The 20,228-nt window shown below is 68.6% G+C and carries 16 protein-coding genes; 15 read left to right on the top strand and 1 reads right to left on the bottom strand.

Annotation, left to right across the window (positions count from 1 at the left end; genetic code table 11):
* Window positions 1-28: 28 nt before the first annotated feature.
* From KZ686_RS06055 to KZ686_RS06100, 10 genes are all read left to right on the top strand, one after another.
* Window positions 29-1,018, top strand: a complete 990-nt coding sequence (locus tag KZ686_RS06055) for a Tim44 domain-containing protein (protein WP_149320273.1) — start codon at window positions 29-31, stop codon at window positions 1,016-1,018.
* Between the two features lie 146 nt (window positions 1,019-1,164).
* The gene (locus tag KZ686_RS06060) at window positions 1,165-1,860 is read left to right on the top strand and encodes a ubiquinone biosynthesis accessory factor UbiJ (RefSeq protein ID WP_226108537.1); all 696 of its coding nucleotides are present in this window, start codon (window positions 1,165-1,167) and stop codon (window positions 1,858-1,860) included.
* Between the two features lie 118 nt (window positions 1,861-1,978).
* Window positions 1,979-3,553 carry a ubiquinone biosynthesis regulatory protein kinase UbiB gene (gene ubiB, locus KZ686_RS06065; protein WP_150084475.1) on the top strand — a complete coding sequence of 525 codons (1,575 nt, stop codon included), beginning with the start codon at window positions 1,979-1,981 and terminating at the stop codon, window positions 3,551-3,553.
* 363 nt (window positions 3,554-3,916) lie between these two features.
* Window positions 3,917-5,353: a sodium:solute symporter family protein gene (locus KZ686_RS06070; RefSeq protein ID WP_226108535.1), complete on the top strand. Its 1,437-nt coding sequence runs from the start codon at window positions 3,917-3,919 to the stop codon at window positions 5,351-5,353.
* A gap of 369 nt (window positions 5,354-5,722) precedes the next feature.
* The gene (locus KZ686_RS06075; protein ID WP_149317643.1) at window positions 5,723-6,055 is read left to right on the top strand and encodes an FmdB family zinc ribbon protein; all 333 of its coding nucleotides are present in this window, start codon (window positions 5,723-5,725) and stop codon (window positions 6,053-6,055) included.
* Window positions 6,056-6,068: 13 nt separating this feature from the next.
* Window positions 6,069-6,770, top strand: coding sequence for a DUF502 domain-containing protein (locus KZ686_RS06080; RefSeq protein ID WP_149317644.1), 702 nt, complete (start codon window positions 6,069-6,071; stop codon window positions 6,768-6,770).
* 46 nt (window positions 6,771-6,816) lie between these two features.
* Window positions 6,817-8,625: an aspartate--tRNA ligase gene (gene aspS / locus KZ686_RS06085; protein WP_149317645.1), complete on the top strand. Its 1,809-nt coding sequence runs from the start codon at window positions 6,817-6,819 to the stop codon at window positions 8,623-8,625.
* 179 nt (window positions 8,626-8,804) lie between these two features.
* Window positions 8,805-9,689, top strand: coding sequence for a hypothetical protein (locus KZ686_RS06090; RefSeq protein WP_149317646.1), 885 nt, complete (start codon window positions 8,805-8,807; stop codon window positions 9,687-9,689).
* Window positions 9,690-9,968: 279 nt separating this feature from the next.
* The gene (gene nudB / locus KZ686_RS06095; protein ID WP_150084473.1) at window positions 9,969-10,502 is read left to right on the top strand and encodes a dihydroneopterin triphosphate diphosphatase; all 534 of its coding nucleotides are present in this window, start codon (window positions 9,969-9,971) and stop codon (window positions 10,500-10,502) included.
* Window positions 10,499-11,290 (top strand): endonuclease/exonuclease/phosphatase family protein, encoded by a 792-nt coding sequence (locus KZ686_RS06100; protein WP_150084471.1) that lies wholly within the window; start codon window positions 10,499-10,501, stop codon window positions 11,288-11,290. Before nudB ends, KZ686_RS06100 begins: the two co-directional genes overlap by 4 nt.
* A gap of 54 nt (window positions 11,291-11,344) precedes the next feature.
* Here the strand turns inward: KZ686_RS06100 and mobB are convergent, their stop codons facing one another.
* Window positions 11,345-11,854: a molybdopterin-guanine dinucleotide biosynthesis protein B gene (mobB, locus tag KZ686_RS06105; protein ID WP_265633236.1), complete on the bottom strand. Its 510-nt coding sequence runs from the start codon at window positions 11,852-11,854 to the stop codon at window positions 11,345-11,347.
* 375 nt (window positions 11,855-12,229) lie between these two features.
* On the opposite strand from mobB, the gene clsB reads away from it, so the two are divergent.
* The 5 genes from clsB (at window position 12,230) to KZ686_RS06130 (ending at window position 20,144) form a co-directional block, all read left to right on the top strand.
* Window positions 12,230-13,570, top strand: coding sequence for a cardiolipin synthase ClsB (clsB, locus tag KZ686_RS06110; RefSeq protein WP_265633237.1), 1,341 nt, complete (start codon window positions 12,230-12,232; stop codon window positions 13,568-13,570).
* 366 nt (window positions 13,571-13,936) lie between these two features.
* A complete protein-coding gene (locus tag KZ686_RS06115) occupies window positions 13,937-14,527 on the top strand; it encodes a TetR/AcrR family transcriptional regulator (RefSeq protein ID WP_006578334.1) in 591 nt (196 codons plus the stop codon).
* Between the two features lie 71 nt (window positions 14,528-14,598).
* Window positions 14,599-16,386 carry an acyl-CoA dehydrogenase C-terminal domain-containing protein gene (locus KZ686_RS06120; RefSeq protein ID WP_265633238.1) on the top strand — a complete coding sequence of 596 codons (1,788 nt, stop codon included), beginning with the start codon at window positions 14,599-14,601 and terminating at the stop codon, window positions 16,384-16,386.
* A 112-nt stretch (window positions 16,387-16,498) separates the two neighbouring features.
* Entirely contained in the window at window positions 16,499-18,925 is a 2,427-nt protein-coding gene (locus KZ686_RS06125) for a 3-hydroxyacyl-CoA dehydrogenase/enoyl-CoA hydratase family protein (RefSeq protein WP_265633239.1), read from the top strand.
* 19 nt (window positions 18,926-18,944) lie between these two features.
* Entirely contained in the window at window positions 18,945-20,144 is a 1,200-nt protein-coding gene (locus KZ686_RS06130) for an acetyl-CoA C-acyltransferase (protein WP_265633422.1), read from the top strand.
* The last annotated feature ends 84 nt before the right edge of the window (window positions 20,145-20,228 follow it).

Here is a 20,228-nt window from a genome sequence, read left to right on the forward strand (position 1 = left end):
GCGGCGCAATAAAAGGGGATAACAAATCATGTCCACGATTCGCGGAAAATTCCTGGCGGGGTCGCTGGCCGGCATGCTGGCCTTCGGGATGGTGTTCGATGCGGAGGCCAAGCGCATGGGCGGCTCCCGCAGCTTCGGCAAGCAGTCGTCCAACGTGACCCAGCAGCGCCAGCAGGCGCCGCAGACGCCGGCCCAGCAGCAGGCTCAGCAACCGGCCCAGCAGGCGGCGCCGGCGACCGCCGGAGCCGGCGCCGCGACGGCCGCCGCGCCCCGCCGCAACTGGGGCGGCATCCTCGGCGGCATCGCCGCCGGCCTGGGTATCGGCTGGCTGCTGTCGCACTTCGGCCTGGGCGGCGCCGCGCTGACCTTCCTGTCCAACCTGATCCTGATCGCGCTGATCGCCATGGTCGCCATCTGGCTGATCCGCAAGTTCCGCGGCGGCGCCAAGCGCCCGCAGCCGGCCTACGCCGGCGCTGGCGCTGCACCCGGTGCAGGCCGTACCGACCTGAACCGCGGCGCCTTCGATCGCGGCCAGGAGCCGATGATGCGCGAGCCCGTGCTGCAGCCCTCGGCGCAGCCTGCCGCGCAACCGGCCCTGCAACCGGCCGGGGTGGCGCAGTCGCAAGGCGTGCAGCCCTGGGGCGTGCCGGCGGACTTCGATACCGAAGCCTTCCTGCGCAACGCCAAGGTCTACTTCGTGCGCCTGCAGGCCGCCTGGGACGCCGGCAATCTCGACGACATCCGCGAATTCACCACGCCGGAAATGTTTGCCGAGATCAAGATGGACCTGGGCGATCGCGGCGCGCAAAGCAACCACACCGACGTGGTCACGCTGGACGCGACGCTGCTCGGCATCGAGTCCACCGACAACCAGCATGTGGCGAGCGTGCGCTTCAGCGGCATGATCCGCGAGAACGAGGGCGAGGCGGCCCAGCCGTTCGCCGAAGTGTGGAACCTGGCCAAGCCGGCCAGCGGCGCCGGCGGCTGGGTGCTGGCCGGGATCCAGCAGGAATCCTGAGTCCGCGGCTGAGCCGCTGGTCGAGCCAGTCTCCGGGCGCGGCGTGATGTGCCCGGCGCTGGCTTAGAATGGAGGCCCACGCGCCAACGCGCGTGGGCCTTTTTCATTGGCGCCGGCCTGGCCGGCGTGGTCCGCCCCATCACGCCATGAACACTCTTCCGTCCGCGCTGGCCGGCCCCATCGTCGCCGCGCTCAATCATCTGCTGGAACAGGAACCGTGGGCGCGCAAGCTGCTGACGCCCTATGCCGGCCGCGTGATCGGCTTCGATGCCGCCGCCTTTGCGATGGCCCTGCGGATCGACGCGCAGGGCCTGGTGGCGCTGGCCGCCGCCGACGCGCCGCCGCCCGCGGTGACCATCACCGTGCCGCTGCAGCAATGGCCGCTGGTGGTGGCCGACGTCGCCGCCGGCGGGCAGGCCGCCGCGATGCGCCATGTGCGTCTGGAAGGCGATGCCGAGCTGGCCAATACCGTGTCGACGCTGGCGCGCAGCCTGCGCTGGGATGCCGCGGAGGATCTGGCGCGGGCCTTGCGTGCCGTGATGGGCGGCACCGTCGGCGACAGCGTCGCGCAGCGGCTGGTGGACGGCGCGCAGCAGGCCCATGCCGGCGCGCTGCGGGTCGGGCGGGCGCTGGTCGAGAACGTGACCGAATACCTGCTGGACGAACAGCCGACGCTGGTCCGCCATGCCGCGCTGGACGATTTCCGCGCCGACGTGGCCGCGTTGCGCGACGATCTGGCCCGGCTGGAAAAGCGCCTGGAGCGGCTGGAGCGCGGCACGGGTGCTGGCTCCGGCGCTGGCACCGGTACCGGCCCCGCCCGGCTGCCGTCCGCGCATCGCTGAACCGGAGCCACCGGGCCAACCGCGCCGACCGCGGAACCGCTGACGAGAATCCCGCCTGCCGGCGGCAAGGACGCGCAACAGCGCGCCCCGATCCGGCCGGCTTACCAACAAGACCTGCATGACCCGTTTCCTGCGCCTCTGCAAGATCGCCTTTGTCATCTTCTATTACGGCCTGGACGAGCTGGTGCTGTCCGGTTTCCAGAACCGGCATATCCGCCTGCTGGTCAGGGTCATCACGATCGGCCGCCGGCTCGATACCGTGCCGCGCGGCGTGCGGCTGCGGCTGGCGCTGACGCGGCTGGGGCCGATCTTCGTCAAGTTCGGCCAGGTGCTGTCGACCCGGCGCGACCTGCTGCCGGCCGACATCGCCGATGAACTGGCGCTGCTGCAGGACCAGGTGCCGCCGTTCGATCCGGCCGTCGCGGTCGCCATCATCGAGCGCTCGCTGGGCCGGCCGCTGACGCAGCTGTTCGAGACCTTCGAATACCAGCCGGTCGCCAGCGCGTCGATCGCGCAGGTGCACTTCGCCACGCTGAAGGCCGGCACGCACCGCGGCCGCGAGGTCGCGGTCAAGGTGCTGCGCCCCGGCATGCTGCCGGTGATCGACAGCGACCTGGCGCTGATGCGCGACGTCGCGATCTGGATCGAGCGGGTCTCGGCCGACGGCAAGCGGCTCAAGCCGCGCGAGGTGGTCGCCGAGTTCGACAAGTACCTGCACGACGAGCTGGACCTGATGATCGAGGCGGCCAACGCCAGCCAGCTGCGCCGCAATTTCCAGGACACCGAACTGCTGCTGGTGCCCGAAGTGTTCTGGGACTTCTGCAGCAGCGAGGTGTTCGTGATGGAGCGGATGCACGGCATCCCGATCTCGCGCACGGAATCGCTGAAGGCCGCCGGGGTCGACCTGCACCGGCTGGCGGAGGAGGGCGTCGAGATCTTCTTCACCCAGGTGTTCCGCGACGGCTTCTTCCACGCCGACATGCACCCCGGCAACATCCTGGTATCGGTGCAGCCCGAGACCTTCGGCCGCTATATCGCGCTGGACTTCGGCATCGTCGGCGCGCTGTCGGAGTTCGACAAGAACTACCTGGCGCAGAACTTCATTGCCTTCTTCCGCCGCGACTACCACCGCGTCGCGCTGCTGCACGTGGAATCGGGCTGGGTGCCGCCGCAGACCCGGGTCGAGGAGCTCGAGAGCGCGGTGCGCGCCTGCTGCGAGCCGTACTTCGACAAGCCGCTGAAGGAAATCTCGCTGGGCATGGTGCTGATGCGGCTGTTCCAGACCTCGCGCCGCTTCAACGTCGAGATCCAGCCGCAGCTGGTGCTGCTGCAGAAGACGCTGCTCAATATCGAGGGGCTCGGCCGGCAATTGGATCCGGACCTGGACCTGTGGAAGACCGCCAAGCCCTACCTGGAACGCTGGATGCACGAGCAGGTCGGCTGGCGCGGCGCCTGGGAACGCATCCAGGTCGAGGCGCCGCAGTGGGCCAAGATGCTGCCCGACTTTCCCCGCCTGGCCCACCAGTTCCTGGAGCGCCGCGCGCTGGTCAACAACAGCCAGCAGGACCGCCTGCTGGCCGCGCTGGTGGTCGAGCAGCGCCGCACCAACCGGATGCTGGCGATCGGGCTGCTGCTGGGCGGCGCGGTGACCATCGCGCTGGTGCTGACGCAGCTGGCGGACTGGTTCGGTTGAGGGTTTGGCCGGGGTTGGTCTGGCTGCCGGCTGGCCCGATGTTGACCCGATGCTGACCCGATGGTGGCCCGATGTTGACCCGCCGTTGGCCGACGGTTTGGCCTATATCGGCCGCTGACCCTGTGCGGGCCGATGCCCCGCCCGGCTGCCAATTTTTTTGGCACAACGGGCTTGTATCGTCGCTTGCATCGCTATAATCCGCGTCTTGATTCGGCTACGACCGCAGGCCAGTGCTCCTCCCAGGGCACCCGATCCGCCACCCACGCGGCCCCGACCGATGAATTGGACTGCGGACGCGCGCACCTTGCCGCCGTCCGCCATTCGGTTTCTTGGCCCCTGGGCTCTTTGGGATAGGGCAGCAGCATGCTGATCTGGTTTGTCATCATCTACTGGGTAATCTCGGTCGGCATCGGCCTGTGGGCCGCGCTGCGCGTGCGCAACACGACCGATTTCGCCGTGGCCGGCCGCAGCCTGCCGTTCTACGTGGTCACCGCGACCGTGTTCGCGACCTGGTTCGGCTCCGAGACGGTGCTCGGCATTCCGGCGGTATTCCTGAAGGAGGGGCTGTCCGGCGTCGTCTCCGACCCGTTCGGCTCGTCGCTGTGCCTGATCCTGGTCGGCCTGTTCTTCGCCCGTCCGCTGTACCGGATGAACCTGCTGACGATCGGCGACTACTATCACAACCGCTATGGTCGCCTGGCCGAGATCCTGACCACGCTGTGCATCGTGGTGTCCTACCTGGGCTGGGTCGCGGCGCAGATCAAGGCGCTGGGGCTGGTGTTCTATACGGTGTCGGACGGCGCCCTGTCGCAGGACGCCGGCATGATGATCGGCGCCGCCAGCGTGCTGGTCTACACGCTGTTCGGCGGCATGTGGTCGGTGGCGATCACCGACTTCATCCAGATGATCATCATCGTGATCGGCATGCTGTATATCGGCTACGAGGTCAGCGGCCAGGCCGGCGGCGTGTCGGCGGTGGTGTCGCACGCGGCCGCGGCGGGCAAGTTCGAGTTCCTGCCGGAGCTCGACCTGATCCAGATCATCGGCTTTGCCGCCGCGCTGTCGACGATGATGCTCGGCTCGATCCCGCAGCAGGACGTGTTCCAGCGCGTCACGTCGTCGCGCACCGAGCAGATCGCCGGCCGCGCCTCGGTGCTGGGCGGCGTGCTGTACTTCTGCTTCGCCTTCATCCCGATGTTCCTGGCGTACTCGGCCACGCTGATCGATCCGGCGATGGTGCAGCGCTATATCAATACCGATTCGCAGCTGATCCTGCCGACGCTGATCCTGGACCACGCGCCGCTGTTCGCCCAGGTGATGTTCTTCGGCGCGCTGCTGTCGGCGATCAAGAGCTGCGCGTCGGCCACGCTGCTGGCGCCGTCGGTGACGTTCGCCGAGAACATCCTGCGGCCGTATTTCCGCCATCTCGACGACAGGCGCTTCCTGCGGGTGATGCAGGCGGTCGTGCTGGTGTTTACCGTCCTGGTCACGCTGTTCGCGCTGAACTCGCACCTGTCGATCTTCCACATGGTCGAGAATGCCTACAAGGTCACGCTGGTGTCGTCGTTCGTGCCGCTGGCCTTCGGCCTGTTCTGGAAGCGCGCCACGCGCCAGGGCGGCCTGGCGGCGATCCTGCTGGGCCTGAGCTCGTGGCTGGTCTGCGAGATCCTGTTCTCCGAGGCCGCGGTGCCGCCGCAGATGGTCGGCCTGCTGTTCTCGCTGGGCGGCATGCTGGTCGGCTCGCTGCTGCCGCAATGGATAGGCGACCGCCCGCCGGTCAAGGAAGTGCACATCGCGTGATTTCCGGCCGGGAAGGGCTGGCGCACGCCAATCCGGGGCTGAAGCGAGGCGCTGAACCCGGGCGATTCCGGAGCGGATTCGCGGCAAATCCGGGGCCGATCCGAGTCGAATCCGGGCCCCATCTGCCGCCAATCCGGCGTCGATCCGGCCGAATCCCCTCAATCGGCCGGTCTGCGCCCCAGGCAGGCCGCTTTTCCGGCGGCAACGGCGCCCAAACGGTTTATAATTCAAGGCTTTGCATGGCCGGACGGTGGCGGGCGACAGCCCGGAACGCCGCGCCGGCCGCGCGCGTTGATTTCCTTTGATTTTTTGTTGACCCCTTTGTTGACCCCCGTTGTTGACCCAATGGGGATCTCCCGGAGAGCCACGATGCCGATCTATGCCTACCGTTGCGACGCCTGCGGCCATGGGCGCGATGTGCTGCAGAAAATGAGCGATGCCCCGCTCACCGACTGCCCATCCTGCAATACGGCGGGGGCCTTCAAGAAACAGCTGACCGCGGCCGGTTTCCAGCTCAAGGGTTCGGGCTGGTATGTGACCGACTTCCGCGGCGGCAACACCAACAACGGCGCCAGCACCGGCGCCAGCTCGGGCGCGGGCAGCACCGGCGACGCCGGCGCCGCCAAGCCGGCCGAGACGTCGGCGTCCGCCAGCGCGGCGCCCGCGGCCGGCGGCTGCGGCAGCGCCTGCGCCTGCCACTGAACCAGGAAGGAACGTGGCAACCAACAAGAAAACTTCCGCACTGAAGACCTGGTTCCTGACCGGCCTGCTGGTGCTGGTCCCGCTGGGCATCACGCTGTGGGTGCTCAGCCTGATCATCGGCACGATGGACCAGAGCCTCGCGCTGCTGCCCGAGGCCTGGCAGTTTGACCGCCAGCTGTTCGGCATGCGCGTGCCCGGCCTGGGCGCGATCCTGACGCTGCTGTTCATCCTGCTGGTCGGCGTGCTGACGCACAACTTCATCGGCCAGCGCCTGGTGCGCTGGTGGGAAGCGCTGCTGCACCATATCCCGGTGGTGGGACCGATCTATTCCAGCGTCAAGCAGGTCTCGGACACGCTGCTGTCCTCGTCCGGCAACGCCTTCCGCAAGGCGCTGCTGGTGCAGTACCCGCGCGAGGGCTCGTGGACCATCGCCTTCCTGACCGGCCGGCCCGGCGGCGACGTGCAGAACCACCTGCAGGGCGAATACGTCAGCGTCTACGTGCCCACCACGCCGAATCCGACCTCGGGCTTCTTCCTGATGATGCCCAAGGCCGACACCATCGAGCTCGACATGACCGTCGATGCCGCCCTGAAGTACATCGTGTCGATGGGCGTGGTCGCGCCGGCCGAGCTGCCGCGCAAGGCCGCGCCGAGCCGAGCCCCCGCCGCCGCTGCCGCCGGCGCCTCCGCCGCCGACCCATCGCACTCCAATTGACCGCGGGCCGCCCGAGCGCGGCCGCGCCTTACCGGGAATTTCTCCTATGTCCTCCATGCGAACTCACTACTGCGGTCTCGTGACCGAACAACTGACCGGCCAGGAAGTGGCCCTGACCGGCTGGGTGCAACGGCGCCGCGACCACGGCGGCGTGATCTTCATCGACCTGCGCGATCGCGAGGGCCTGGTGCAGGTCGTCTGCGATCCGGACCGCCCCGAAATGTTCAAGGTCGCCGAGGACATCCGCAACGAGTTCTGCATCCGCGTGACCGGCAAGGTGCGCGCGCGTCCGGCCGGCACCGAGAACGCCAACCTGACCTCGGGCAAGATCGAGGTGCTGTGCCATGAGCTGACCGTGCTGAACCCGTCGGTCACGCCCCCGTTCCAGCTCGACGACGACAACCTGTCGGAGACCACCCGCCTGACGCACCGCGTGCTGGACCTGCGCCGCCCGCAGATGCAATACAACCTGCGCCTGCGCTACAAGGTCGCGATGGAAGTGCGCAAGTACCTGGACGAGCAGGGCTTCATCGACATCGAGACGCCGATGCTGGGCAAGAGCACGCCCGAGGGCGCGCGCGACTACCTGGTGCCGTCGCGGGTCAACCCGGGCCACTTCTTCGCGCTGCCGCAGTCGCCGCAGCTGTTCAAGCAGATGCTGATGGTGTCGGGGTTCGACCGCTACTACCAGATCACCAAGTGCTTCCGCGACGAGGACCTGCGCGCCGACCGCCAGCCCGAATTCACGCAGATCGACTGCGAGACCTCGTTCCTGACCGAGCAGGACATCCGCGACCTGTTCGAGAACATGATCCGCACGGTGTTCAAGAACACCATCGGCGTGGCGCTGGACGACCGCTTCCCGGTGATGGAATTCCGCGAGGCGATGGCCCGCTTCGGCTCGGACAAGCCGGACCTGCGCGTCAAGCTCGAGTTCACCGAGCTGACCGAGGTCATGAAGGACGTCGACTTCAAGGTGTTCTCGGGCCCGGCCAACAGCGACAACGGCCGCGTGGTCGCGCTGCGCGTGCCCGGCGGCGGCCAGATCTCGCGCGGCGAGATCGATGCCTATACGCAGTTCGTCGCCATCTACGGCGCCAAGGGCCTGGCCTGGATCAAGGTCAACGAAGTGGCCAAGGGCCGCGACGGCCTGCAATCGCCGATCGTCAAGAACCTGCATGACGCCGCCATCGCCGAGATCCTGAAGCGCTCGGGCGCGCAGGATGGCGACATCCTGTTCTTCGGCGCCGACAAGGCCAAGGTCGTCAACGACGCGATGGGCGCGCTGCGCCTGAAGATCGGCCACTCGGAATTCGGCAAGGCCAACGGCCTGTTCGAGGACGCGTGGAAGCCGCTGTGGGTGGTGGACTTCCCGATGTTCGAGTACGACGAGGAAGACGCCCGCTGGGTCGCGATGCACCACCCGTTCACCAGCCCCAAGGACGAGCACCTGGAGTACCTGGCCACCGATCCGGGCAAGTGCATCGCCAAGGCCTACGACATGGTGCTGAACGGCTGGGAAATCGGCGGCGGCTCGGTGCGTATCTATCGCGAGGACGTGCAGAGCAAGGTGTTCCGCGCGCTGAAGATCAACGAGGAAGAGGCGCGCGTCAAGTTCGGCTACCTGCTGGATGCGCTGCAGTACGGCGCGCCCCCGCATGGCGGCATCGCCTTCGGCCTGGACCGTATCGTCACGATGATGGCCGGCGCCGATTCGATCCGCGACGTGATCGCCTTCCCGAAGACGCAGCGCGCGCAGGACCTGCTGACGCAGGCGCCGAGCTCGGTCGACGAGAAGCAGCTGCGCGAGCTGCATATCCGCCTGCGCACGCCCGAGCCGAAGGCTTCGGCGTGATGCCGCTGGCGAGGTAGCGAGAGACGACGGCCGTGCGCGAGCGCGGCCGTTTTTTGTTTGTGTAGGCTGGGGAGGGCGATCGAGGTTTCCAATTGTTTCCCATGGGAACGATCGGCCACCCCGCGAGGTCATCCATCGGGCTGCCGCGGGCAGCCGCACCTGACAAGGGGAGAACAAAGGTGACACTGGATATCGAACTGATCCGCCAATTCCTGCTGCAGCACGCGGAGACGATCCTGACCTGGCTGGTCGCCGGGCTGGTGATGATGCTGCTGGCGCGCTTCGAGCTGCGCCGGGCGGTGCGCAAGTCCGCGCAGGCGATGTCGGAATCGGTGGCGACCACGGTGGCCGCCTGCGTCCCCGATATCGCGCACGCCGCGCAGGTGGGCAGCGCGGCGGCCGAAGGCGGCGCCGTGCAGATGCAGCGCGCCGAGGCGCTGCGGCGCGTGGCGCTCGATACGGTTGCCGCGGTGATGGCGCGCGGGCGCTGGCTGGAGGAAGTCGGCAACCTGCGCCTGCCGGAGGATGCCCTGCTGACGGGCCGCCGCGGCAGCGGCGCCGATCCGCTGCTGGTGGTCGCGCCGCAGCCGGTGGTGCAGGCCTATCTGGCCGCGCAGCGCACCTTCGAGACGATGGCCGCGCAACTGCAGGCGCGTCGCCGCGACGCGCTGGCGCTGCAGGATGCGGCGCAGGCGCTGGTCGCCGAGGCCGCGCAGATCGAGCAGGAGACCGCCAGCATCGTGCTGCGCTTCGAGCAGGTGAACGCGCAGGCCGCGCAGGCCCCGCATGGCGAGGGCGGCGACTACCAGCGCTTCCTGATCCAGAAGTACCACGCGCTGGGCCAGCGCGAGAAGGAGGTCGCGCAGGCGCGCACCGAGATGCAGGCGCGCGCCAACCAGGCCGCCGAAGCGCTGGCGACCGAGGCGCACGCCGCCGCCGCGCGCTACACCGAATCGCTGGCGCCGCTGATGCAGCAACTGCGCGCCGCCTGGGGCCACGGCGACTCGCCGGAAGTGTTCGACAGCTGGGTGCGCGAAGCGGGCGTCCGGGAAGAGCGCGCCTGACCGCGGATTTTCTCCCCTCTCCCGCAAGCGGCAGAGGGGCGGCGGAGAGGGTAGCGGCAGGTGGTCGGGCCACGGCGCATTGGAACCATCCCCCCTCCGCAATCCTCGTCCCCGAGGAAGAGAGGAAGAACATCCTGGGTCGAGAGCGCCGCGGCCGCAGCGCGTCCTCAGTGCCCATGCCATCACATCATCCCCACGGCTTCCGGGCTTGTCGGACTAACGCCGGTGGCGCCGGCGGGCAACTGCGTTAAGCTTGTCAGCCTGTTCTCGTCCGATCCCATGCCCTACAAGATTCCCGAATCCGTGCTGGTCGTGATCCATACGACCGATCTGCAGGTCCTCTTGCTGGAGCGCGCCGACCGTCCCGGCTTCTGGCAATCCGTCACCGGCAGCCTCGATACCCCCGACGAACCCCTGGCATTGACGGCCGCCCGCGAGGTGGCCGAGGAAACCGGCATCGTCGCGAGCGAGCACCGCCTGCAGGACTGGGGCCACCACATCGAATACGAGATCTATCCCGAATGGCGCCATCGCTACGCGCCCGGGGTCACGCGCAATGTCGAGCACTGGTTCGGCCTGTGCGTCGAGCGGCCGCTGCCGGTCACGCTGTCGCCGCGCGAGCATCTGCAATCGGTCTGGCTGCCGTGGGAGCAGGCGGCCGCGCGCTGCTTCTCGTCGAGCAACGCCGAAGCGGTGCGCCAGCTGGCGTGGCGAGCGGCGGCCGGGGCGACTGCTTGCGGCGCGGGCGCCATGAACGCTGGGGGCGCCGCCGTGGACGCAGCAGGCGCCGGCCAAGCCGGAGGGCCGCGATGAAGCTGCGCGTGGTCACCTACAACATTCACAAGGGGCTGACCGGCTTCGCGCGTCGTCCGCGCATCCAGCATGTCCGCGACGGGCTGCAGACGGTCGACGCCGACATCGTCTTCCTGCAGGAAGTGCAGGACCGCAACGATCGCCTGGTGGCCGCCTCCCTGTTCGATTCCGACTACACGCAGCTGAACTACCTGGCAACCGACGCCTATCCGCACTCGGTCTATGGCCGCAACGCGGTCTACGACCACGGCCACCATGGCAACGCGATCCTGTCGCGCCATCCGATCCTGATGTCGGAGAACCTCGATATCTCGGACCACCGCTTCGAGCAGCGTGGCCTGTTGCATGCGGTCGCCGACGTCCACGGCATCGAGGCGCATCTGATCTGCGTGCATTTCGGCCTGTTCGCGCGCAGCCGCGCGCGCCAGGCCGAGGCGCTGGTCGAACGCGTGCGCAATGTGGTGCCGGCGGACGCGCCGCTGGTGATCGCCGGCGACTTCAACGACTGGAACCACCGGCTCGATGCGCTGATCTGCAACACGCTGGGCGCGCTGGAGGCCTCGCAGGCGCGCGGCTCGCGGCTGCATACCTTTCCGAGCCATATGCCGTGGTGGCAGCTCGACCGGATCTACGTGCGCGGTTTCGAGATCGAGCGCGCCCGCGTGCTGACCGGGCGCGACTGGGCGCAGCGCTCGGACCATGTGCCGCTGGTCGCCGAACTGGCGCGGCCGCAGGTGCCCGAGGCCAATCCGCGGCACAGCGATGAGACGGCGGGCGCGGCCGGCTAGTCGCCCGGGGGCCGCCGGCCCGGCGGCGAGGCCGCGCCAAGGCGTCCGCTTCCGCTACAGCCCGGCCCGTTCCCGCACGAAGGCCTCGATGGCGTCGATCCGGTTCAGGTCGAGCACCGGCAGCCGGGTCAGCGCGGCCACTTCGTCCGGCGCATCGGTGGCGACGCCGACGATGCCGGGCACCTCCGGCCACAGCGGCGCCCGGCCGTGGCCGGGACGATAGACCTCGAGCTTTGGCACGTCGCTGTGCTTGTATCCCTCGACCAGCACCAGGTCGGTATCGGCGGGCAGCACGGCCAGCGCGTCGGCCAGTTCGGGCGGCGGCGCGCCTTCTTCGTATCGGCGCATCAGCGTCAGATGGCGCGCACCGACCAGCACCACATTGGCGCAGCCCGCCTCGCGCATCCGCCACGAATCCTTGCCCGGCGTGTCCGGGTCGAACCCGTGATGGGTATGTTTGACGCCGGCCACGCGTAGCCCGGCGGCGACGAAGCGGGGAATCAACTGGTCCAGCAAGGTGGTCTTGCCGCTGCCGGAAGTGCCGGCGATACCGAATACCTTCACGATCGAATCAGTTCAATGCGCAACGCGGTGCGCACCTGAGTGCGCGGGGCGACGGTGGGGACGATGTCAGCAACAACGTCGGGAAGAAAGCGCGACGATAGCAGAGTCGGCGCGGGCCCGTCCCTCCGGCCACGAAGTCCTGCCCGAGGTCCGGCCCGAGGTCTGGCCCGAAGTCTGGCCCGAAGTCTGGCCCGAGGTCTGGCCCGAGGTCTGGCCCGAGGTCTGGCCCGAGGTCTGGCCCGAAGTCCGGCCCGAGGTCTGGCCCGAAGTCTGGTCCGAAGTCTGGTCCGAAGTCCGGCCCAAGGTCTGGCCCGACTTCGGGCGCCAATGCCCGCCGGGTGGCGTTCCCGCCGCGAGGTGACCGATAATGCCGCCATGCCCTTGTCCGAGAGCCCACGCGAACCCACCCGGTCCTCCAGGATCGCCGCCCATGCGGTGGAAGGCGAGACGGCTGCCACGGCGGCCACGGCCGCCGAAGGGCGGCACGGCCCCCGCCTGCTGCACACCGGGCCCGGCCGGCCGGTGGGCGGCAACCGCGTCGAGCTGCTGCGCGGCGGCGGCGAATATTTCCCGGCGCTGATCGCGGCGATCGACCAGGCGGTGCTGTCGGTCTCGCTGGAGACCTATATCTATGCCGACGACCAGGTCGGCCAGGCGGTCGCCGACGCGCTGGTGCGCGCGGTCGAGCGCGGCGTGCGCGTCCATCTGCTGGTCGATGGCTTCGGCGCCGGCGACATGCCCGCGCCACTGGTCGAGCGGCTGCAGCAGGGCGGCGTCAGGCTCGGCGTGTACCGGCCGCTGCGGGGCTTTCGCCTGGCGCGCCGGCATCTGCGCCGGCTGCACCGCAAGCTCGCGGTGATCGACCGGCGCATCGCCTTCGTCGGCGGCATCAACATCATCGACGACCACAATCACGGCCCCTTCGACGAGGCCCAGCTCGGTCCCCGCTACGACTTCGCGGTGCGCGTCACCGGCCCGCTGGCCGGCCAGGTCGCACTGACCGCCGAGCGGCTGTGGTGGCGGCTCGCGCTGCGCGGCGAGATGCAGGGCGGCGGGATCGCTGGCGGCTTGTCCGGCCTGGCCGGCGAGTTTCCGCTTGCGCAGGCCCCGGTGCCCGCGCCGGCCGCGGGGGGCGGCGTGCGGGCGGCGCTGCTGCTGCGCGACAACCTGCGCAATCGCCGCACCATCGAGCGAGCCTATCTGCAGGCGCTGGGCGCGGCGCGGCACGACGTGATCATCGCCAACGCCTATTTCCTGCCGGGCGCGAAGATGCGGCGCGCGCTGCTGGCCTGCCGCCGCCGCGGCGTGCGCGTGCGGCTGCTGCTGCAGGGGATGGTCGAGTACAGGCTGCAGCATTACGCGACCCACGCGCTGTACGCCACGCTGCTCGAGGCCGGCGTCGAGATCCACGAGTACGCCGAGAGCTTCCTGCACGCCAAGGTTGCGGTGGTCGACGACAGCTGGGCGACGGTCGGCTCCAGCAACATGGATCCGTTCAGCCTGCTGCTGGCGCGCGAGGCCAATGTGGCGGTCTACGACGAGGCCTTCGCCGCCGAGCTGCGCCGCGAACTGGAGCGTGCGATCGCGCTGCGCAGCGCGCCGGTCGTGCCGGAGGATCATGCCCGCCGCGGCCGCCTGCGCCGCTGCCTGGACTGGACCGCCTACATGCTGTTGCGCTTCGGCGTCATGGTGGCCGGCGCGGCCGGCCGCTATTGAACGTGGCATGCCGGTGCTGCCTTGCGGCAAAATGCGGCGCGCATCCGCACATCGGCCTCGCCGCTGACGCCGGCCGGCGGATGTTGCACCGCAGTTCGGTGCAAGTTCGGTTTAGAAACGAAGGTCTAATTAAAAACTTGATAGCGGCAGGCGCGGCCAGAATAATCTGAACGACCGTTCTTTTTTGGCTTAGACTGCGTGCATTCGCCACCCGGCGCCGCCTTGTCCGGCGGGGCCGCGGCGATCGACATCACAGGCCAGGGCCAAGCGCGGCATCGCGAACCGATGCCGCAAAAAGTACGGAGAAAAATCATGCGACACCAGTCAGCCCGTCTCGAATCCGCCGCCAACGCTTCTCCCACCCCGATGCGCAAGGGGGAGATGACGCGGGTGGCGATTCTCGACGCCGCACTGGAATTGTCGTCCCGCGACGGACTCGAAGGTTTGACCATCGGTCTGCTCGCGGAACGCATGCAAATGAGCAAGAGCGGCGTGTTCGCGCATTTCGGTTCGCGCGAAGACCTGCAGGTGGAGGTGGTGCGCGAGTATCACCGCCGGTTCGAGCAGGAGGTCTTCTATCCCTCGCTGAATGAGCCGCGCGGTCTGCCGCGCCTGTGGTCGATGGTGCGGCGCTGGATGGAAAAACGGATCCAGGAAGTCACCACCGGTTGCATCTACATCAGCGGGGCGGTCGAATACGATGACCGCGCGGAAAGCCCGGTGCGCGACGAGCTGATCAAGAGCGTCACGATCTGGCGGGCCGCGCTGACACGCGCGATCGAACAGGCCAAGGAAGAAGGCCATCTGCGCGCGGATTGCGATCCGCGGCTGATGCTGTTCGAGATGTACAGCCTCGAGCTGGGGCTGCATCACGATGCCCGCTTCCTGCGCCTGCCCGACAGCGCCGAGCTTGCCATGGTCGCGCTCAACAAGCTGATTCAGTCCTACCGTACCTGATGCCGTCGCGGGCATGGCGTGCTTGACAGCACCAGCGGCGCGGCGGCTTCGCCAACTCCAAGGAGATCTTGATGGGCCAGTACACCGCTCCGCTGCGCGACATGCAATTCGTGCTGCACGAACTGCTCGGCGTCGAGGCCGAGCTCAAGGCGATGCCGCCGCATGCCGACGTCGATGCGGACACCATCAACCAGGTCATCGAGGAAGCCGGCAAGTTTTGCTCGGAAGTCATTTTCCCGCTGAACCAGAGCGGCGACCGCGAGGGCTGCACCCACCACGGCGACGGCGTCGTGACCGCGCCGGCGGGCTTCAAGGAAGCCTACCGGCAGTACGTCGAGGCCGGCTGGCCGGCGCTGGCGTGCGATCCCGAATTCGGCGGCCAGGGCCTGCCGATCCTGGTCAACAACGCGCTGTTCGAGATGCTGAACTCGGCGAACCAGGCCTGGACGATGTACCCGGGCCTGTCGCACGGCGCCTACGAGGCGCTGCACGCGCACGGCACGCCCGAGCTGCAGCAGCGCTACCTGCCCAAGCTGGTGTCGGGCGAGTGGACCGGCACCATGTGCCTGACCGAGCCGCACTGCGGCACCGACCTGGGCATCCTGCGCACCAGGGCCGAACCGCTGGACGACGGCTCGTACAGCCTGACCGGCACCAAGATCTTCATCTCGGCAGGCGAGCACGACCTGTCGGCCAACATCATCCATCTGGTGCTGGCGCGCCTGCCTGACGCGCCGCAGGGCACCAAGGGCATCTCGCTGTTCGTGGTGCCGAAGTTCATTCCCGATGCCGACGGCAATCCGGGCGAGCGCAACGGCATCGTCTGCGGCTCGATCGAGCACAAGATGGGCATCCACGGCAACGCCACCTGCGTGATGAACCTGGACGGCGCGCGCGGCTGGCTGGTCGGCGAGCCCAACAAGGGCCTGAACGCGATGTTCGTGATGATGAACGCCGCGCGCCTTGGCGTCGGCATGCAGGGCCTGGGCCTGACCGAGGTCGCCTACCAGAACTCGGTGGCCTACGCGAAGGAGCGGCTGCAGATGCGTTCGCTGACCGGGCCCAAGGCGCCGGACAAGCCGGCCGATCCGATCATCGTGCATCCCGACGTGCGCCGCATGCTGCTGACGCAGAGGGCCTTCGCAGAAGGCGGCCGCGCCTTCAGCTACTGGACCGCGCTGCAGATCGACCGCGAGCTGTCGCACCCGGACGAGGCCGTGCGCAAGCAGGCCGGCGACCTGGTCGCGCTGCTGACGCCGGTGATCAAGGCCTTCCTGACCGACAACGCCTTCATCGCCACCAACGAGGGCATGCAGGTGTTCGGCGGCCACGGCTATATCTCCGAATGGGGCATGGAGCAGTACGTGCGCGATGCCCGCATCAACATGATCTACGAGGGCACCAACACGATCCAGGCGCTGGACCTGCTGGGCCGCAAGATCCTCGGCGACATGGGCGCGAAGATGAAGGCGTTCGGCAAGATCGTGCAGGAGTTCGTCGAGGCCGAGGGCACCAACGAGGCGATGCAGGAGTTCATCAATCCGCTGGCGGACCTCGGCGACAAGGTGCAGAAGCTGACGATGGAGATCGGCATGAAGGCGATGGCCAATCCCGACGAGATCGGCGCCGCCGCGGTGCCCTACCTGCGCGTGGTCGGCCACCTGGTGTTCGCCTACTTCTGGGCCCGCATGGCCAAGATCGCGCTGGAGAAGCAGGGCAGCGGCGACAAGTTCTACACCGCCAAGCTGGCCACCGCGCGCTTCTATTTCGCCAAGCTGCTGCCGGAGACCGCCGCGCAGATCCGCATGGCGCGCGCCGGCGCCAGCACGCTGATGGCGCTGGACGCCGAGCTGTTCTGAGGCACCGCCGAGACACCGAGACCATCCTCCCGGTTTTCCCTCTCCCGCAGGCGGGGGAGGGAAGGCAACCGAGGACATCCATCATTTCAACGCTCACCTCCGAGGAGCGCGCATGTCCAATTTCATCGTCAAGAAAGTCGCCGTGCTGGGTGCCGGCGTCATGGGCGCGCAGATCGCGGCCCACCTCGTCAATGCCCGCGTGCCGGTGGTGCTGTTCGATCTGCCGGCCAGGGAAGGCCCGAAGAACGGCATCGTGCTGCGGGCCATCGAGAACCTGAAGAAGCTGTCGCCCGCGCCGCTCGGTCTCAAGGACGACGCCGGCCTGATCCGCGCCGCCAACTACGAGGACGACCTCGCGCTGCTGAAGGAATGCGACCTGGTGATCGAGGCGATCGCCGAGCGCATGGACTGGAAGCACGACCTGTACCGGAAGGTCGCCCCGCATCTGGGCACCGATGCGATCTTCGCCACCAACACCTCCGGCCTGTCGATCACCGCGCTGTCCGAGGGCTTCGACGCCGAGCTGAAGGCGCGCTTCTGCGGCGTGCACTTCTTCAATCCGCCGCGCTACATGCATCTGGTCGAGCTGATCCCGACCGAGGCCACGCAGCCGGCCATCCTCGACCGCCTGGAAGCGTTCCTGACCACGACCCTGGGCAAGGGCGTGGTGCGCGCCAAGGACACGCCGAACTTCATCGCCAACCGGGTCGGCATCTTCTCGATCCTGGCGGTGTTCGCCGAGGCCGAGAAGTACGGCATTCCGTTCGACGTGGTCGACGACCTGACCGGCAGCAAGCTGGGCCGCGCCAAGTCGGCGACCTTCCGCACCGCCGACGTGGTGGGCCTGGACACCATGGCCCACGTGATCAAGACCATGAAGGACAACCTGCAGGACGATCCGTTCGCGCCGGTGTACCAGACGCCCGCGGTGCTCAAGTCGCTGGTCGATGCCGGCGCGCTGGGCCAGAAGACCGGCGCCGGCTTCTACCGCAAGGAAGGCAAGCAGATCAAGGTGCTGGACGCGAAGACCGGCCAGTACGTCGACGCCGGCGGCAAGGCCGACGAGATCGTCGCGCGCATGCTGAAGAAGGAGCCGGCCGAGCGCATCAAGCTGCTGCGCGAGTCGGGCAATCCGCAGGCGCAGTTCCTGTGGGCGATCTTCCGCGACGTGTTCCACTACATCGCCGTCTATCTCGACCAGATCGCAGGTTCGGCGGCCGACGTCGACCTGGCGATCCGCTGGGGCTTCGGCTGGAACTCCGGTCCGTTCGAGGACTGGCAGGCCGCGGGCTGGCAGCAGGTCGCGCAATGGGTCAAGGAAGACATCGAGGCCGGCAAGGCGCTGTCGAAGGCGCCGCTGCCCGAGTGGGTCTTCGCCGGCCCGGTGGCGGACAACCAGGGCGTGCATTCGGCGCAGGGCTCGTGGTCGCCGGCCACGCAGTCGTTCGTCGGCCGCAGCGCGCTGCCGGTCTATCGCCGCCAGGCCTTCCGCGCCGCGTTGAAGGGCAGCGACGCGGTCGATCCGCGCAAGGCCGGCCGCACCGTCGAGCAGAACGACGCGGTGCGGATCTGGGTCTGCGAGGGCCAGGACGACGTGCTGGTGATCTCGTTCAACAGCAAGATGAACACGATCGGGCCGGACACCATCGACGGGCTGATCCGCGCGATCGATCTGGCCGAGAGCGCCTACAAGGGCCTGGTGGTGTGGCAGCCGACCTCGCTGCAGCTCGGCGCGCCGGGCGGTCCGTTCTCGGCCGGCGCGAACCTCGAGGCGGCGATGCCGGCCTTCATGATGGGCGGCGCCAAGGGCGTCGAGCCCTTCGTCAAGAAGTTCCAGGACGGCATGATGCGCGTCAAGTACGCCGCGGTGCCGGTGGTGTCGGCGGCGTCCGGCATCGCGCTGGGCGGCGGTTGCGAGCTGATGCTGCATTCGGCGCGGCGCGTGGCGGCGCTGGAGACCTATGTGGGCCTGGTCGAGGTCGGGGTGGGCCTGGTGCCCGCTGGCGGCGGATTGAAGGAGGCCGCGCTGGCGGCCGCGCGCGCCGCGCAGGCGGCGGGCAGCACCAACTATCTGCAGTTCCTGACGCAGCGCTTCCAGAACGCGGCGATGGCCAAGGTCTCGGCCTCGGCGCTCGAGGCGCGGCAGATGGGCTATCTGCAGGCGGGCGATCCGATCGTCTTCAACGTGCACGAGTTGCTGCATGTCGCCTGCAGCGAAGTGCGCGCGCTGCACGAGGCCGGCTACCGTCCGCCCGCGCAGGGCGAGCTGGTGCCGGTGGCGGGCCGCTCGGGCATCGCCACCATCAAGGCGTCGCTGGTCAACATGCGCGACGGCGGCTTCATCTCCGCGCACGACTTCCTGATCGCCTCGCGCATCGCCGAGGCGGTCTGCGGCGGCGACGTCGAAGCGGGCGCGCTGGTCAGCGAGGAATGGCTGCTGGCGCTGGAGCGCCGCGCCTTTATCGAACTGCTCGGCAACCCCAAGACGCAGGAACGCATCATGGGCATGCTGCAGACCGGCAAGCCGGTGCGCAACTAATCGGCACGCGAGGAAATCGATCATGAAACAACTGCAAGACGCCTATATCGTTGCCGCGACCCGCACGCCGATCGGCAAGGCGCCCAAGGGCGCGTTCAAGCACTACCGGCCCGACGATCTGCTGGCCACCACGCTGCGCGCCGCGCTGGCGCAGGTGCCGAACCTGGACCCGGCGCTGATCGAGGACGCCATCGTCGGCTGCGCGATTCCCGAAGCGCAGCAGGGCCTGAACGTCGCGCGCATCGGCGCGCTGCTGTCGGGCCTGCCGACCTCGGTCGGCGGCATCACGGTGAACCGCTTCTGCGCCTCGGGCCTGAGCGCCGTCGCGATGGCGGCCGACCGCATCCGCGTCGGCGAGGCCGACGTGATGATCGCCGCCGGCGTCGAGTCGATGAGCATGGTGCCGATGATGGGCAATACGCCGTCGATGTCGCCGTCGATCTTCGCGCGCGACGAGAACGTCGGCATCGCCTACGGCATGGGCCTGACGGCCGAGCAGGTCGCGCGCAAGTGGCAGGTCAGCCGCGAGGACCAGGACGCCTTCGCGCTGGCCTCGCACCAGAAGGCGCTGGCCGCGCAGCAGGCCGGCGAGTTCGCCGACGAGATCACGCCGGTCGAGATCGTCGAGAAGCTGCCGAACCTGGCCAGCGGCGAGGTCGAACTGAAGACCCGCACGCTGTCGCTGGACGAGGGCCCGCGTCCCGATACCTCGCTGGAGGGGCTGGCGAAGCTGCGCCCGGTGTTCGCCAACAAGGGCAGCGTGACCGCCGGCAACAGCTCGCAGACCTCGGACGGCGCCGGCGCGCTGATCCTGGTCTCCGAGAAGATCCTGAAGGCCTGCAACCTGATGCCGCTGGCCCGCTTCGTGTCGTTCGCGGTGCGCGGCGTGCCGCCGGAGATCATGGGCATCGGTCCGAAGGAGGCCATTCCGGCCGCGCTGAAGGCCGCCGGCATGACGCAGGACCAGCTCGACTGGATCGAACTGAACGAGGCCTTCGCCGCGCAGGCGCTGGCGGTGATCCGCGATCTGGGCCTCGATCCGGCAAAGCTGAACCGGATGGGCGGCGCGATCGCGCTGGGCCACCCGCTCGGCGCGACCGGCGCGATCCGCTCGGCCACCGTGGTGCATGCGCTGCGCCGGCACAACCTGAAGTACGGCATGGTGACCATGTGCGTCGGCACGGGCATGGGCGCCGCCGGCATCTTCGAACGGGTTTGACGAGAGGGCGAGCCCAGGGATTGCCCCGGGAAGCCGCTCCGGGGAACCGCGTTTCCCCCGGGGCGGTTCCCGTCGCGGCGGCAC

This window comes from Cupriavidus cauae, from assembly GCF_026210475.1.
Taxonomy (GTDB): domain Bacteria; phylum Pseudomonadota; class Gammaproteobacteria; order Burkholderiales; family Burkholderiaceae; genus Cupriavidus; species Cupriavidus cauae.